Origin of the sequence: Pectobacterium fontis (assembly GCF_000803215.1) — a bacterium.
Classification (GTDB): Bacteria; Pseudomonadota; Gammaproteobacteria; order Enterobacterales; family Enterobacteriaceae; genus Pectobacterium; species Pectobacterium fontis.
The window spans coordinates 1-15,779 of sequence record NZ_JSXC01000060.1 but is presented as its reverse complement, the minus strand read 5'-3'; the positions used below and the strand labels follow the sequence as shown (position 1 = coordinate 15,779).

16 protein-coding genes, 1 other RNA gene and 1 pseudogene are annotated in these 15,779 nt (G+C 50.8%); 9 read left to right on the top strand and 9 right to left on the bottom strand.

Annotated features, from left to right (window positions below):
• Positions 1-37: 37 nt before the first annotated feature.
• A non-coding RNA gene (gene ssrS / locus OI69_RS19550) (6S RNA) lies at positions 38-221 on the bottom strand.
• A gap of 74 nt (positions 222-295) precedes the next feature.
• Positions 296-625: a cell division protein ZapA gene (gene zapA / locus OI69_RS17885; RefSeq protein ID WP_010284667.1), complete on the bottom strand. Its 330-nt coding sequence runs from the start codon at positions 623-625 to the stop codon at positions 296-298.
• Between the two features lie 192 nt (positions 626-817).
• Here zapA and OI69_RS17880 point away from each other — a divergent pair, with 192 nt between their 5' ends.
• The 8 genes from OI69_RS17880 (at position 818) to OI69_RS19545 (ending at position 7,610) form a co-directional block, all read left to right on the top strand.
• Positions 818-1,405, top strand: coding sequence for a YecA/YgfB family protein (locus OI69_RS17880; protein ID WP_039353677.1), 588 nt, complete (start codon positions 818-820; stop codon positions 1,403-1,405).
• 86 nt (positions 1,406-1,491) lie between these two features.
• Positions 1,492-2,817 (top strand): Xaa-Pro aminopeptidase, encoded by a 1,326-nt coding sequence (gene pepP, locus OI69_RS17875; RefSeq protein WP_039353674.1) that lies wholly within the window; start codon positions 1,492-1,494, stop codon positions 2,815-2,817.
• 24 nt (positions 2,818-2,841) lie between these two features.
• A complete protein-coding gene (ubiH, locus tag OI69_RS17870; protein WP_039353671.1) occupies positions 2,842-4,020 on the top strand; it encodes a 2-octaprenyl-6-methoxyphenyl hydroxylase in 1,179 nt (392 codons plus the stop codon).
• A gap of 28 nt (positions 4,021-4,048) precedes the next feature.
• Entirely contained in the window at positions 4,049-5,260 is a 1,212-nt protein-coding gene (gene ubiI, locus OI69_RS17865) for an FAD-dependent 2-octaprenylphenol hydroxylase (protein ID WP_039353667.1), read from the top strand.
• 350 nt (positions 5,261-5,610) lie between these two features.
• Entirely contained in the window at positions 5,611-6,090 is a 480-nt protein-coding gene (locus tag OI69_RS17860; protein ID WP_039353665.1) for an Hcp family type VI secretion system effector, read from the top strand.
• 52 nt (positions 6,091-6,142) lie between these two features.
• The gene (locus OI69_RS17855; RefSeq protein ID WP_039353662.1) at positions 6,143-6,829 is read left to right on the top strand and encodes a hypothetical protein; all 687 of its coding nucleotides are present in this window, start codon (positions 6,143-6,145) and stop codon (positions 6,827-6,829) included.
• Between the two features lie 67 nt (positions 6,830-6,896).
• Positions 6,897-7,235, top strand: a complete 339-nt coding sequence (locus tag OI69_RS17850) for a hypothetical protein (protein WP_154715581.1) — start codon at positions 6,897-6,899, stop codon at positions 7,233-7,235.
• Positions 7,236-7,313: 78 nt separating this feature from the next.
• A complete protein-coding gene (locus tag OI69_RS19545; protein WP_072034325.1) occupies positions 7,314-7,610 on the top strand; it encodes a DUF2645 family protein in 297 nt (98 codons plus the stop codon).
• A gap of 68 nt (positions 7,611-7,678) precedes the next feature.
• Here OI69_RS19545 and OI69_RS17845 read toward each other — a convergent pair whose 3' ends face one another.
• The 7 genes and pseudogenes from OI69_RS17845 to OI69_RS19540 all read right to left on the bottom strand — a co-directional run.
• The gene (locus OI69_RS17845) at positions 7,679-9,082 is read right to left on the bottom strand and encodes an APC family permease (RefSeq protein WP_039353659.1); all 1,404 of its coding nucleotides are present in this window, start codon (positions 9,080-9,082) and stop codon (positions 7,679-7,681) included.
• An 84-nt stretch (positions 9,083-9,166) separates the two neighbouring features.
• On the bottom strand, positions 9,167-10,321 hold the full coding sequence (locus tag OI69_RS17840; RefSeq protein ID WP_039353656.1) for an iron-containing alcohol dehydrogenase: 1,155 nt from the start codon (positions 10,319-10,321) through the stop codon (positions 9,167-9,169).
• Positions 10,322-10,331: 10 nt separating this feature from the next.
• Positions 10,332-11,702 carry an aspartate aminotransferase family protein gene (locus OI69_RS17835; RefSeq protein WP_039353653.1) on the bottom strand — a complete coding sequence of 457 codons (1,371 nt, stop codon included), beginning with the start codon at positions 11,700-11,702 and terminating at the stop codon, positions 10,332-10,334.
• 228 nt (positions 11,703-11,930) lie between these two features.
• Positions 11,931-12,752, bottom strand: a complete 822-nt coding sequence (locus OI69_RS17830) for a helix-turn-helix domain-containing protein (RefSeq protein ID WP_039353650.1) — start codon at positions 12,750-12,752, stop codon at positions 11,931-11,933.
• Positions 12,753-12,837: 85 nt separating this feature from the next.
• Positions 12,838-13,875 carry an NADP-dependent oxidoreductase gene (locus tag OI69_RS17825; protein ID WP_039353647.1) on the bottom strand — a complete coding sequence of 346 codons (1,038 nt, stop codon included), beginning with the start codon at positions 13,873-13,875 and terminating at the stop codon, positions 12,838-12,840.
• Positions 13,876-13,968: 93 nt separating this feature from the next.
• Complete coding sequence (locus OI69_RS17820) at positions 13,969-14,475, bottom strand: TIGR00645 family protein (protein WP_039353645.1); 507 nt, start codon at positions 14,473-14,475, stop codon at positions 13,969-13,971.
• Positions 14,476-14,867: 392 nt separating this feature from the next.
• A pseudogene (locus tag OI69_RS19540) lies at positions 14,868-15,047 on the bottom strand (DUF4942 domain-containing protein); the annotation flags it as partial.
• 112 nt (positions 15,048-15,159) lie between these two features.
• On the opposite strand from OI69_RS19540, the gene OI69_RS17810 reads away from it, so the two are divergent.
• A complete protein-coding gene (locus OI69_RS17810; RefSeq protein WP_052198399.1) occupies positions 15,160-15,447 on the top strand; it encodes a hypothetical protein in 288 nt (95 codons plus the stop codon).
• Positions 15,448-15,779: the final 332 nt, after the last annotated feature.

Genomic DNA, 15,779 nt, shown 5'->3' with positions numbered 1-15,779 from the left:
GCTGTATTCGCCACGGGTCAGGAATGATAAAAGAAAGAGGATCTCCGAGATGCCGCCGCAGGCTGTAACCCTTGAACCCTTGGTTCAAGGTGAACATAACGTCGCAGTTTTAAGGCTTCTCGGACGAACCGAGCGTGCTCACCAACCGCAGAGCATTACATTCTGTTGGTATGAAATATCGGCTCAGGGGACTGGCCCGCTGACGAACATCTCAGAGAAATTTTATTCGTTACTCGCGATAAACCTTAGCACGTCTTATCGCGTAAAAACACCGTACTTTTGTCAAAATACGACGTTACTCAAATTGCGCACCCTGACGTTCCGTGATCTTACCTTGTTCCAGCAATGCCTGTTCGATGGTCTGCTGCAACATACGAATACGTTGTTCCATATTCGATGCATAATCACGCGTTTTACCCCGCTCCTGCGCCAGTTCGTGGCACACATTCAGCGCGGCAATAAACACCAGTTGCTCTGTGTTGGTGACTCTAGTGCGAACTTTAAGATCTTGCAACCGCTGGTTAAGATCTTCCGCAGCCTGATTCAACGCATCCTGTTGTTCTGGCGGACAATTCACTCTTAACGAACGGCCAAAAATTTGAATATCTACTGGTTGTGCAGACATACCACCTTCCTGCCTTTTGTCGTTCTTGCGCCCGCGTGCCGCATAGCATGAGCATTACCCGTAACATCGGGTTCGTTAAAGCGGGCGCCACTATATATAGCCGAGATCTAAGATACAAGCCCTTTCTGGTATCGAAAGGGAGCTTGGTGGTAGCATAGCACGAACCAATCCAGCCAACGATGACGAATCCGCATGTCTATAGAGAATACGTTTCCCGCCTATGAAGGCCTTGACCAACTGCTCCACCAACAGCAGGTCGCGCTGACCGCAGCAGAAATGCACGGTTTAATCAGCGGGATGCTGTGTGGTGGAAACCATGATGACAGTTGGAGAACGCTGGTTTTCGAACTGACCAATGAAGGCATGGCGTTTACCCAAACGCTGTCACAGCCGCTTCAGGATCTGTATCAGGCCACGCGTGAAGCGCTGGAAGATGATGGCTTTCTATTCCAACTTTATCTGCCTGACGATGCACAGGATGACGTAAGCGTCTTCGATCGCGCCGATGCGCTGGCAGGCTGGGTCAATCACTTCCTGCTTGGGCTGGGTGTGGTGCAGCCGCAGTTGAACAAGGCTAAAGGCGAGCTAAAAGAAGCCATCGAAGATTTACGCAACATTGCACAGCTTGGCTACGATGAAGATGAAGACCAGGAAGAGCTGGAGCAATCACTGGAAGAAGTGATTGAGTATGTTCGCGTTTCTGCCATTTTGTGCCATAACGAATTTACCAGCCAACGCGTGGTGACGGCCCCCGAGCAGCAAAAACCGACGCTGCATTAATTTCCTCAAGGCAGCCTCATGCAGGACATGCCTTATTGAGAGCGGAAGGGAAAGATAACCGCACGGACTACTTTCAGGAGCAGGTGATGAACCCACAAGAATTTCTTCGTCGTCGTCAGGGTCTGTTGGAAAAAATGGCACCGGGCAGCGCAGCGATTATTTTTGCCGCGCCGGAAGCGCAGCGCAATGCCGACAGTGACTACCCTTATCGTCAAAATAGCGATTTCTGGTATTTCACCGGCTTCAACGAACCAGAAGCCGTGCTGCTGCTGGTAAAAAGCGACGCGAAACACCATCACAGTGTGATCTTTAACCGCGTACGCGATCTGACGGCAGAAATCTGGTTTGGTCGTCGTCTCGGTCAGGAAGCCGCCCCCGCTAAGCTCGGCGTTGACCGCGCGCTGCCGTTTGGCGAAATCGGCGCACAATTGCATTTATTACTCAATGGGCTGGACGTCGTATATCACGCCCAAGGGCAGTACGATTACGCCGATAAGCTGGTCTTCGCCGCGCTGGATACCTTGCGTAACGGCACCCGTCAAGGGTTTTCGGCGCCAGCCACGCTAACTGACTGGCGTCCGTGGGTGCATGAAATGCGTCTGTTTAAATCGCCGGAAGAAATCAGTGTGATGCGTCGTGCCTGCGAAATTACCGCACTGGCGCATACGCGAGCCATGCAGAAATGCCGCCCCGGCATGTATGAATACCAGCTTGAAGGCGAAATTCACCACGAATTCACCCGCCACGGTGCACGTTACCCTTCTTACAACACCATTGTCGGCAGCGGCGACAACGCCTGCATCCTGCACTACACCGAAAACGAAACGCAAATGCGCGACGGCGATCTGGTGCTGATTGACGCGGGCTGTGAATACAAAAGCTACGCGGGCGACATTACCCGAACCTTCCCCGTCAACGGCAAATTTACCGCGCCGCAGCGTGCTATTTACGACATTGTGCTGCGCTCACAACTGCGCGCGCTGGAACTGTTTGGCCCCGGTCGCAGCATCCGCGAAGTGAACGAAGAAGTGGTACGCATCATGGTCAGCGGCCTGATCAAACTCGGCGTGCTGAAAGGTGAAGTCGAAGAGCTAATTGCCGAGCAGGCACATCGTCAGTTCTTTATGCACGGCCTCAGCCACTGGTTAGGCCTGGACGTACATGACGTGGGTGACTACGGCACAACCGACCGAGGCCGCCCGTTAGAACCGGGAATGGTGCTGACCATCGAACCCGGCCTTTACATCGCCACCGATGCCAAAGTGCCGCAACAGTACCGGGGAATCGGCGTGCGCATTGAAGACAACATCGTGATCACCGAAAACGGTAATGAAAATCTGACGGCTGGCGTCGTCAAAGACGCCGATGCTATTGAAGCGCTGATGGCGCAATGGCATGACAAGCAACACTAAGCTGTACTTGCAAAGGATAACAACATGGCGATCATGATTGTCGGTGGCGGGATGGCGGGCGCGACGCTGGCGCTGGCGATCTCGCGGCTTTCACAGGGCGCAGTCCCGGTCGATCTTATCGAGGCACATTCGCCACTCGACAAGGCACATCCGGGATTTGACGCGCGCGCTATCGCGCTGTCTGACGGCACGCGTCAGCAGCTCGCGGCGCTGGGCATGTGGCAGTCGCTATCCAGCGCGGCAACGGCGATAACCGACATTCATGTCAGCGAACGCGGGCACGCCAGCGTGGTGAACCTAAAAGCCTCCGACTATCACGTCCAGGCATTAGGCCATGTGGTGGAACTGCACGACATCGGACAACGTCTGTTTTCCCTGCTGCAACAGGCACCCGGCGTGCGTCTGCACTGTCCGGCCAAGGTGGTTGCCGTGACAAGAACGCAAGAAAACGCGACGCTCACACTGGACGACGGCACCACGCTCACGGGGCAATTGATGGTTGCCGCCGATGGGTCTCGCTCCGTGCTATCGCAATCCTGCGGTATTCAGTGGCAACAACACGATTATGATCAGGTCGCCGTGATCGCTAATGTGACCACCTCTGAGCCTCATCACGGACGCGCGTTCGAGCGGTTTACCCCGCACGGCCCGCTGGCGCTACTGCCGATGAGCAACGGCCGTTCCTCACTCGTCTGGTGTCATGATAAACAGCGTCAACATGAGGTCGATGGCTGGAGTGAAGCCGACTTTCGTCAACAGTTACAACAGGCTTTCGGCTGGCGTCTGGGGCAGTTTACCCATATCGGTGAACGCCACAGCTATCCGCTACGCTTACTGACGGCCACCCACCACATCAGCCATCGGCTGGCGCTGGTGGGTAATGCGGCACAAACGCTGCACCCGATTGCCGGACAAGGCTTTAATCTGGGGATCCGCGATGTAATGACGCTGGCGGAAACCGTTGTGGATGCGGCGAAAAATCAGCAGGATATCGGCCAGTACGCGGTGCTCAACCGCTATCAGCAACGGCGTTCGCCCGATCAACACACCACGGTGGCGATCACCGATGGACTCGTCAGGCTGTTTGCGAACCGCTACACCGCGCTGGCCGTCGGCCGTAACCTCGGCCTCATCGCCATGAATAACCTGCCGCTGATGCGCGATGCCTTTGCCCGTCGCACACTGGGCTGGGTAGAACGTTAATTAAGCTCGCCAACAGGAAAATACGGAAATGCAATCATTCGACGTGGTTATTGCCGGTGGCGGTATGGTCGGTCTGGCGCTGGCCTGCGGCTTGCAGGGGAGCGGCCTGCGTATCGCCGTACTGGAGAAACAGACTGCGGAGCCTCAGACGCTCGGGAAAGATCATGCCCTGCGCGTTTCCGCCATCAACGCCGCCAGTGAATGCCTGCTACGTCATATCGGCGTCTGGGAGCCTCTCGTGGCACAGCGCGTCAGTCCTTATAACGGTATGCAGGTCTGGGATAAAGACAGCTTCGGTAAAATCAGCTTTAGCGGCGAAGAATTCGGTTTTTCCCATCTTGGGCATATCATTGAAAACCCGGTGATTCAGCAGGTATTGTGGCAACGTGCTGCCCAATTAAGCGACATCACCCTGCTCTCCCCTGCGTCATTAAAACAGGTTGCCTGGGGCGAGAACGAAGCCTTTATTACGTTGCAGGACGACAACATGCTGACCGCCAGATTAGTGGTCGGCGCAGACGGCGCACACTCGTGGCTGCGCCAGCATGCGGATATTCCACTGACCTTCTGGGATTACGGCCATCACGCGCTGGTCGCCAACATTCGTACCGAGCATCCACACCAGTCTGTGGCACGTCAGGCGTTTCACGGCGACGGGATTCTGGCGTTTCTGCCGCTGGACGATCCGCACCTCTGCTCGATCGTCTGGTCGCTTGCGCCGGAACAAGCACAGACGATGCAAAGCGTGTCAGTGGAAGAATTCACGCGTCAGGTCGCGATGGCCTTTGATATGCGGTTGGGGCGATGTGAACTGGAAAGCGAACGCCAGACTTTCCCGCTGATGGGGCGCTACGCTCGCAGTTTCGCGTCCCATCGACTGGTGCTGGTCGGCGACGCAGCGCACACCATTCACCCACTGGCAGGACAAGGCGTCAATCTGGGTTTCATGGATGTCGCCGAACTGATCGCGGAGCTAAAGCGCTTACAGGCACAAGGCAAAGATATCGGCCAACACCTGTATCTGCGACGCTATGAACGCCGCCGCAAACATAGCGCTGCGGTAATGCTGGCCAGCATGCAGGGATTCCGTGAATTATTTAACGGCGACAATCCGGCGAAAAAGCTGCTGCGCGATGTCGGTCTGGTATTGGCGGATAAACTGCCCGGTATTAAACCCACGCTGGTACGTCAGGCAATGGGATTGCACGATCTGCCAGACTGGCTTAGCGCCGGGAAATAATAAAACCAGAATGGATCAATAAGCCTCGCCGCTTACGCGGCGAGTTATCAATAACGTTTCTCCCTTAATTAAAGCACTAACCTCTTCAATCATTCCCATAGTTATTTAAGCCACGAGTCCTTTTCACTTATATAATAAACACACCATTGAAATATAATTAGCATAATAATAAAAAACCTTACCCCGCATAGTAGATTGTCAATAAAAACAAGAAATTATAGTTTTTTTGGAAAGGACATTTTTCTGACAAAGATCATATTTATGACTAAATAGTTGAGTTTTTCTTTTTTTCAAAAAAAATTTACGTTATAACGTTCCCAACAAGGATTTTTTAACAGGGAGTGATACGAATGGCTAATTCTATTTTTATGAAGATCACCGGGAAAATTCAGGGACTGATATCTGAAGGGTGTTTAAGTATCGACTCTGTAGGAAATAAACATATAGCTGGTCACGAGGATGAAATTTTTGTTTATGCAACGAATTACGACTTATCACGAGACCGACACGTCAATCATCACCCCTTTTCCGTGACTAAAATTGTTGATAAATCAACACCTCTTCTGCTCACCAGCATCTCTAACAATGAACTATTGGAATGCGAGTTGAAGTATTACCGCACCTCCGCCAGTGGCACGCAAGAAAACTACATGACAATAACATTAAAAGATGCGTCTATTGTCAACCTCTCTAATCAGAACCCCAATTCATTGACGCATAACGATATGCAGCCATTTGAAATCCTGAGCCTGCGTTATGAAAGCATTACCTGCCAACACAATATTGCAGGCACATCGGGGTACAGCATATTAACGGAAAATATGTACTGAATTACCAAAAAAACACCACCTAGTTAACTTTATAGTAAATTATAGGTTCTTTATGAGCAAAAGAAGTGATATAGAAAAAGGAACATTAGTTTATACTGAGGTACTAGGATGGGTAGACCTAGCTCATGCCAAAGGGGATGATGCTAGGGCATTAATGGCTGCAATAAATTCAGGTGAAGAGAGAATAGAAGACCATTTTATTGTCATATACTCACAGTACATGGGAAAAGGATTCAAATACGGAACATCAAAAACCACAAGATGGAAAATAAGGAAAGGGCTATCTCCGCATGATAAAAAAAGAGTCGCTCTCACTATTATTATGTATACAAGTCATCTATTCGAATCCTATCAAGGTTCACCGCTATTCAGTTGGTACAGTGATAGTGGATATAGTGGTGAAGATTTAGTATCTAATCTACTCGGATTTTATCGGGCAGTAGATAACATCAATTATTTACTTCAACTCAGGGTTGCTAGTCAAGCCGACACATTTATAAGGTGGGATTACTATGGACCTATAGGACAATATAAAAACAAAGAATTTAGACCCTTACTTTTCCCACACCCAGAGAAATACCCAAATAATGCTAGGCCTTATTACACTGTTCTTCCTGAATTTATGAAATCAGTATCACCCATAAATAATATTGAAAAGAGTGATCTTTTAACACATCTTAATGATAAAACAGGATTCAACATTGGAGTAGAAAGCCGTGTCACTATTCAAATCGAGTAACATTATTAAAATCACTGCATTTTTCATTACTTGCATAGGGTTTATGCTACTGTTGTCGTATTTATTCGTGAATGCAAATTATTCTTATACAAAAGATGACTATATAAGGTATCATTTACTCACCTTTAAAGAGGTAAAGGAAATGCCTTTTATTTCAAAAAATTACTCGATTGAATATGATTCCCCAGATGGTACATCTGGGTCAACTAACAGTGTTTTCTTTTCAAATGTTAACCTTGAAAAAAAATCAGAAATAATCAATTACCTCAACAAACTGGACTTTAAAAAACATGAAAATATGTTTTGGATTAAGGGTGGGGAAATTTGGAAAAAAGGAGATAACAGCGTTAGCGTCATACAAGATAATGAAAGGAAAGTCATTATTATTTCATTTGAGAAAAAATGATTACCCTCTGCCATCCTGATGTATTACTCATACCATTTCTATACGCGATTTAGCGTATGCCCGTACAGATGAACCACTATGAAAAACGTCAATACATTCCCCTTTAATCTCTGCTTTTACATCTATTCAATTCTCTGCGCCATGATTATATTGGTCACATCAATAAGAGATTATGAAGGGACGGTTGATGGGGTAGAAATAAGAAACCTCTGTGAGATACCTGAAGGAGATTCCGATGGTTTCTTTGCGTTTATTATCATCCCATTATCTATTCCATTTCTCTTTATAAAGAGAAGCATAGCCAGAACCACTACTTATATTATGATTTTACTTTATTACTTATGGAGTTTTTATCTCCGATTTAATTTCTGCTAAGAATAAAAAATCACCTCCCCATAAACCAGGCTCATCTCGCCATAATGAGCCCAGTTGATGATGGAGAGTTACGGCATATTTTCCTGCGGCGCGGGAAGGCGCACCCGATTGGCTGACAGGTAACCCACGATGGCAATGCCGAACACGCCCCAAGGCAGCAGCGAAACGATCTGGGATGATGAACCACTCAGCACATCAACGTTTCTGACCACCATAATCAGCGCCAGAAGCATAGCCACCGTGGAGATCAGCGGTGCCCATAAGCGGCTCCAGCGTGAGACCGGAAGATGTATTTCTCGCTGGAAAAAACGAATCACCGCCAGCGATACACCCACCTGAAGCAACAGAATCGCCATTGTCGCAATCGCCGATCCTAACGCAAAGATCTGCATCATCGGATCGAGATCCGCTACCACCATCGCACACAGCACGGCCAGCACAAAGACCGTTTGTACGATGCTCGCCACGTAAGGCGTGCCTTTATTTTTACTCACCTGCGCCAATCTGGAAGACAGAACACCGTCACGCCCGATACTAAACAGGTAGCGTGAGATATTATTGTGAAACGCCTGAGCCGCTGCGAACAGGCTGGTGATCAGTAACAGCGATATCATCTGTTCAGACCATTTGCCAACCAGCGCAGTCGATACATTCAGGATAAAGCGTCCGGGGTCGTTAATCGCCTGCTGCCTAACCTGATCTACCCCGTAAGCCTGCACCATCATCCAACTGGTGAAGGCAAAGAACAGCATAATCAAGATCACGGCGGCCAGCGTCGCACGGGGAATGGTTTTCTCAGGGTTGCGGCACTCTTCACCGTAGATCGCCGTTGATTCAAAGCCAATAAAAGCGGCGATACTGAAAATCAACGCAATGCCAATGCTGCCCTGATTAATCACGCTGGGCGAAAACGCCGCCAGTGTAAGCGGCGCGGTATCATGCGATAGCAGAACCGCAATATCCACCACCAGCATGATGCCCACTTCCATCAGCATCAGCACGCCCAGTACGCGCCCACCAACCTCCACACTCTCAATCCCTAACAGGCACATCAGCAACAGCATCATCACGCTGTAGAACCACCACGGCAGTTCAATGCCCAGATGTTCCTGTAGATACATGCTGCTGAAAAAACCGAACATCGCAACCACCGCGATCTGAATAGCGAAATAGGCCAGCAGCGCGACGGATAAGGCACTAAAGCCCACGCGACGCCCCATGCCCAGCGTAATGTAGCTGTAAAAGGCGCCCGCGTTGGTCACATAGCGGCTCATGGCGATGTAGCCAAAAGAGAAAATTAGCAGTATGCCGCCAGCCATCAGATAAACCGCAGGGATCCCCGCCCCATTGCCTGCGGAGATCGCGACCGGCAGACCGCCGACCACGCCAGTCAACGGCGAAGCGGCAGCCACCACAAAAAAGACCAACGACCACAGCCCCAGGCTGTTTTTCTTCAGTTGATGAGTATTCATCTTGCCCCCGGATACACAAAACGAACCAGATAGCGTGATGCCGCGCAATCGGGTCGGTGGTTAATCCCTTGCCGTCATGCCGCCTTACAGGCAGGTGCGATACAGCGATTCGATGTCCTGACGCGAAGCGGGACGCGGATTCTGTTCCAGACTCACGCCCATCGTTTGAATACAGTTATCCGCCAGCCAGGGGATATCCTGTTCACGCACGCCCAGATCGCGGAGCGTAAACGTCAACCCGATATTTTCCAGCAAACGCTGTACCAGATAGACGCTATGCCTTGCCCGTTCGGCGTCATTGAGGTGCGTTACGCTATCGCTCATCGCCGCCGTAACCGCCGCGAACCCCGCGATATTGTCATCACAGGAAAAACGCATCAGTTCGGGATACAACGCGGCTAGCCCCTCACCGTGAGTGATGTTGTATAAACCGCTCAGCGGGTGTTCCATCGCATGTGGCAGGCCGCAGGCCGACATCCCGATCGCCATTCCACCCAGCGTATTCGCCCAACACACCTGATCCCAGGCGTCCAGATCGGTTACATCACGGCAGACACGCGGTAGATAGGTGGTCAACAGCCGAATAGCGCGTTCCGTCATGATTTCCGTCATCGGATTGCAGAATTTGCCCACCCGCGCTTCAATGTTATGGCTGAGTGCGTCAAAACCCGTTGACGCCACCATGCGGGACGACTGGGTGACCATCAGCGTCGGGTCAACAATCGCTGTTTTCGCGTACAGAGCCGGCGAAAAAAACGCCGGTTTATCGTGGGTTTCCGGGTTCGTGAAGACTGCGACGCAGTTGCCTTCACTGCCCGTCCCCGCCGTGGTGGTGACGAGTACGAGAGGCAGCGCCTCGTTGCGAGTTGGCGGCTGAAACAGATAGTCCACCAGATTGCCCGTTTGACATGCCATAAACGCAATGCCTTTCGCCGCGTCCATTACGCTGCCGCCGCCGACGCCAAGTACCACATCACACTGCTGCTCACGCGCCAGCGCAGCGCCATCATCGACGGTGGTGGTAAGCGGGTTCGCCTCAATGCTATCGAACAGCACCCAACGCACACCACTTTGGGTTAACAAATCGGTCAACCGTGTCAGTAGCCCGGTTTGGCGGCAACTGCTTTTCCCCGTCACCAGCAACACGCACTTCCCCCACTGTGCCACTTCCTCACCCACGCGGGTGACTTCTCCCCGACCAATACAGAGCTTGACCGGCTGTGAATAGGTAAATGTCATCGCCGCCTCCTCACACCGTCGCCGCAGAAGCGTTAACGAGAGCGACCTGCTCAACCACATCATTCAACGCAGATTCAAAGGCGTTCAGCGCATAATCCAGCTCTTCTTCACTGATCGTTAACGGTGGCAGGAAGCGGAACACCGCCAGGTTGTTGATAGTGAAATTCACCTGGATACGCCATTTTTCCACCAGCAGTCCGGCAATCGCCGCCGAATAGTATTCGCCCATGCTGGCGTGCAGCGCCTCCGGCAAACGCCCGAATTCAAGACCAATCATCAAGCCTTTACCGCGAACGTCTTTAATCACCTGCGGATGACGCGCCTGAATCTCACGCAACCGCTGCATCATCAGTGCGCCTTTGCGCTCCGCCATGCCGCAGAGATCGTTTTCGATGATGAACTGTAATGCGCCCAGTGCCGCCGCCGCGCTCAGGGTGTTCTCCTGATAGGTAGCAGTATGGTGGTAGCAGGTTTCGATGGTGCCATACGCGGCTTCATACAAGGATTCCGTACAGAGATAGCCGCCAAATGGCACCAGCCCGCCAGACAGTCCCTTGGCAAAGACAATACAATCCGGTACCACATCGTCGTGTTCACAGCACCAGAACTTACCGGTACGCGCCGCGCCGCACTGAATTTCATCCAGGACTAGCAATGTGTCATAGCGATCGCACAGTTCGCGTGCAGCCTTCAGATAGCCTGCCGGTGGCACAATGATCCCGCCTTCACCCTGAATCGGTTCCATGACGAATGCTTTGTATTTTCCGGTCGCCAGCGCACTTTCCAGTTCCGCGACAGAACCGTAGGTCACATGATCAATATTACCCAGCGTCGGCTGTTGCCCTGCACGCCACTTATCCTTCCCGCCGAGCGATACTGCGCCGGATGTCTTACCGTGGAACGCGCCCAGCGTCGCCAACATATGGGTTTTATGTGCTTTATGGCGGGTGCCGAGCTTAACCAGTTTGATCATCCCTTCAATCGCTTCCGCGCCGCCGGTCGCAGTGCCCATTTTGGTCAGTTTCCCCTGTGGCGAGAGCAGCGCCATGTTGTGTGCCAACGCCGCCGCCACGTTGTGATAGGAAATGGCACCCATCATGAATAAACGGTTGTCGAAACACTTCTGCAAGCAGGACCACACAAACTCATTGTTATTGCCGACGGTCACCACGCCGACGGCACCAATCATATCCAGATGCTTTTCGCCTTTATCGTCGATGAAGGTGCAGCCCTCAGCCCGGACAAAATATTTGGCATGACCATCCAAAGAGCGCATGCGGTTCAGGTGGGTCAGTTGCAGCGCGCGCGTGGTGTCGCCATCCAGTGCGATCGCGTCATCAATGGTGTAAAAACCGGGTACAACGTCTTTTGCCTGTGCCATAAACAACCTCACAATATTCACAAGGAAAGCTTCACAAGAGAAATGTGCGTTAACGCACGGTGTGGAGCGTTTATAGCAATGGCGAGGAAGGGGAAAATAGAATAAATCGGCACACATTACGGTGCAGCGATAGCGTCTTTTTGGTGCATACTGCGCAAAAAATGGAACAGGGCCCCAAAAAAGCAGCGCAGGATAACCCTAGTGCTGCCGTGATAGGGCAAAGCCGGTTCAGCACTGGCGGATACGATTTTGATAGCGCACAGCCTGTAGCCGTGCCAGATAGTGCTGTGGCGAGCAGGAAGAGAACGCCTTGAATTCGCGGAGAAAATGCGACTGATCGGCGTATTCAAGACGCTGCGCCAATGTCGTCAGGCTGTCGATATGTCCCTGATTAAGCAGCGCAAGTGCTCTCTGGAAGCGGATCGTGCGGCAGAATGTTTTGGGTGACATGCCACAGTTATCGTGAAACAAGCGGTGGATGTAGCGTGCGGAATAGAGCGTTTTCCGTTCCAGCTCGTCCACCCGAATTTTGCCATCATGCGCCATAATCAGATCGATAATTTGCAGCAGCAACGAGGGAGCAGACCGGTTTGTCCAGTAGGAAAAATAGTGCTGAAACACGCTAACCTGTTCGTTGAAATCCTGACTAACCAGGCGCCTCAGTAGACGTGGAACATCAGGCGCTACCTCGTCGAAAGGGATCTCTTGCCCCGCGAGTTCCATCGGTGAAAGGTCGAGAAAAGCGGGCATGATCCCCGGCATAAAGCGCACACCAAAGTAACGCTCTCCGGGCATCAGCCGGGTGACCTGTGCCGATACCGTGCTGCCGCAAACACGCCCGCTCGGCGCATCACGACAGCAGTGCAGCAACAGATCAACGCTGCCATCCGGTACAGCTAGCGTCATCGGCTCGTCGCGATTAACCGTGAAGCTGTAAAAATGGGCAATGGGCGATTGACTGATACTTTTCTTCAGATAGTCTTCCGCCGCATTGATGACAAACCACGGCTGCAACGGCCGCACGCGAAACGACGCAGAATCAGAATACATTGACCTTTTCTCCCCCGCCACGATAACAGGGAAGATCAGGCAATTTTTACGCCAACTTTCTGTTCAGCATCAGTACACTCAGTCGCTAGGCGTCAGGCCCAACTCTGACCACTAATTTGCCAAAATTGTGGCCGTGCAGCAGGCCGATAAAGGCTTCAGGCGCATTTTCCAACCCATCGACCCTTTCTTCCCGATACTTGATCTTACCTTCTGCCACCCACGGCAAAATATCTTGCCAAAATTCACCAAAACGATGCCCATAATCATCAAAAACAATGAACCCTTGCATCCGAATACGTTTTTTCAGCAGCGTGCCTGCCAGCAACGGTAAACGATCGGGGCCATCGGGCAACCCGGTGGCATTATAAACAGATACTAATCCGCACAACGGAATACGCGCCGCAGTATTCAGCAACGGCAGTACCGCATCAAACACCTTCCCACCGACGTTTTCAAAATAAATATCAATTCCCTGAGGGCAAGCTCGCTTCAGTTGTTCGGCAAAATCCTCCGCCCGGTGATCGAGACAGGCATCAAATCCCAGAACCTCAACCGCGTAGCGGCACTTCTCCGCCCCGCCCGCGACACCAATAACCCGGCAGCCCTTCAGTTTCCCAATCTGACCGACCGTCGCCCCAACCGGCCCGGTCGCGGCAGCCACCACCAGTGTTTCACCCGCTTTAGGCTGGCCGATATCCATTAGCCCCATATACGCGGTAAAACCCGGCATACCCAGCACCCCCAAGGCATAGGAAGGATTGGTGGGTGACTGTCCCAGATTGGTTAACCCTGTCCCGTCGGAAAGTGCATAGTCCTGCCAGCCGCTGTAGGACAGCACCCAATCTCCCGTCTGATAACTCGGATGTTTAGACTCAACCACGCGGCTGACGGTTCCTCCTACCATCACGTCATTCAGTTCGACTGGTTTGGCATAAGAGGGGGCATCGCTCATGCGACCACGCATATAAGGATCAAGAGAAAGGAAGACCGTACGCAGCAGGATATAGCCAGTATCAACTTGCGGAACAGGCTGTTGTTCAAGACGAAAATTCGCTTTCGTTGGTGCGCCGTGCGGGCGTTGAGCCAAAACCACACGACGATTAATGCGATCAGTTTGCAACATAGCACCCTCCGTTAGACAAAGCATGGTAATAAATCACTTCACTAACAATAGGGTCCGATCTTTCTTCTGGCTATGCAAACTGTGCGGCGTTGATTACACCGCTTTACTTTTCTCGTGACGCGACATGCGATCCAGATACCCCATAACGAGCGCAGATAGCACGAACGTCAAATGGATAATCACATACCACATCAGCTTATTATCCTCGATATTACGCGCATCCATAAACACACGTAGCAAATGGATAGACGAGATGGCAACAATCGAAGCCGCGACTTTGTTTTTCAACGAGCCAGAGTCCATCTTCCCCAGCCAGTTCAGTTTTTCTCTGCCTTCAGTGATATCCAGTGCCGACACAAAATTCTCGTAGCCAGACAGCATCACCATCACCAGTAATCCACCGACCAGCGTCATATCGATCAATGACAGCAGCACCAACACCAGATCCGCTTCCGCAATATTCAGGATATTGGGCAGGACGTGGAATACCTCCTGGAAAAACTTGATCGCCAGCGCCAACAACCCCAGAGATAGCCCGAAATAAACAGGAGCCAGCAACCAACGCGATGAGTACATCAAATTCTCAATAAAACGTTCCATAACTCACTATATGCAGGTGGAAAAAGAGGGAAATAATAGCGAAAAGTCCTGCTGTGGTGTTAATCAATTCTTGAACAGAATGCACCATGACGACATGCGTTGCCGATCGCATCTTAAGAGATGAATGCCACGTTGTATGATCTTGTTAATCTCCCTCTCAAACCAATGCCCACGGGCAAGATGACTTCACTTCTTACCCAAATCATACGACGTAAAATCAACAGTAATAAAGGCTCCATAAGTACAAGTGCATCGTACCTATGATGCAAGAGGAAATCGAAGCATTTTCGGGAGCTTAATAGTCCCATCGCTCGGCTCCATCAAATGTCCATATATGCCCGTCATCTCGCCGCCAACATCACCGGATAGTGTTTGGCAATAATGTCGTTCATCTAATCGATCAGGTCGGGGCGTTTAAAAGTGAGATGCCCGGTGCCTTTCTGAAAGTAACGCACGCTAAAATACTCATCTTCGTATTCCTGCTGATGGGGATTATCGCGAATATGGTCCATCAGTCGGATGGTGACATCACCCCGATTGTCAGGAATAGGTTTGCCATCCAGCAAGTAAAGCGCATCTGATTATTCCCACCAGGCTAATGCAGCAATCAGGGATATCACGTATTGAAGCTGGTAGCAGAGCTATTCTGCCAGTGAAGGCTACCCGCCATCTTCGCTGATACCTATGCTGAGCGGTATTCTGATCAGCGAATGTGAGCGACTGCATCTGGAGGTATTAAGTGACAACCTTCAGCAATTATTTGATCGGGAAATGCTGACGCTGCTGTGCTGGTCCGAGTTACTTGACGGCATGTCTTTCCGAGAATGGGCATCACTGGTTAATAAAATTGACTGGCAAATCCAGGTATGGGTTAACACCCGTCTGAAAACTCAGCCAACCTTTTGGGCGATGATTGACGAATACGTTTTCTTCGCCTGCTTTGGTTACTGGAGAGATTATTACCCTGCTTGATATTGATAAATTTATGAGGATATCCTCCCCATCCATCGTCGATACCTTTCAAGTAGACGGAAATCTCATATTACTATCTCAAATTTTCAGCATAACTGCGCATTCTGCGCAACTTATTGCTCACTTTCTGGCATAAATCACTGTTTGCGCAATGGATGCCGTTTTTTCGCGAGGTCTGCGCAACTTCTTGCTCAAATTTGACTTAGGGGAAATTTGGATTAAGTAATTATTTAGTAAAAACAATGAGATAAAAATTGGCATGTGGATTGCTATACAAAGCGTGAAGTTACTCAATCTGTTTAACAACACAGTCCGTTCAACAACAAGGAGCA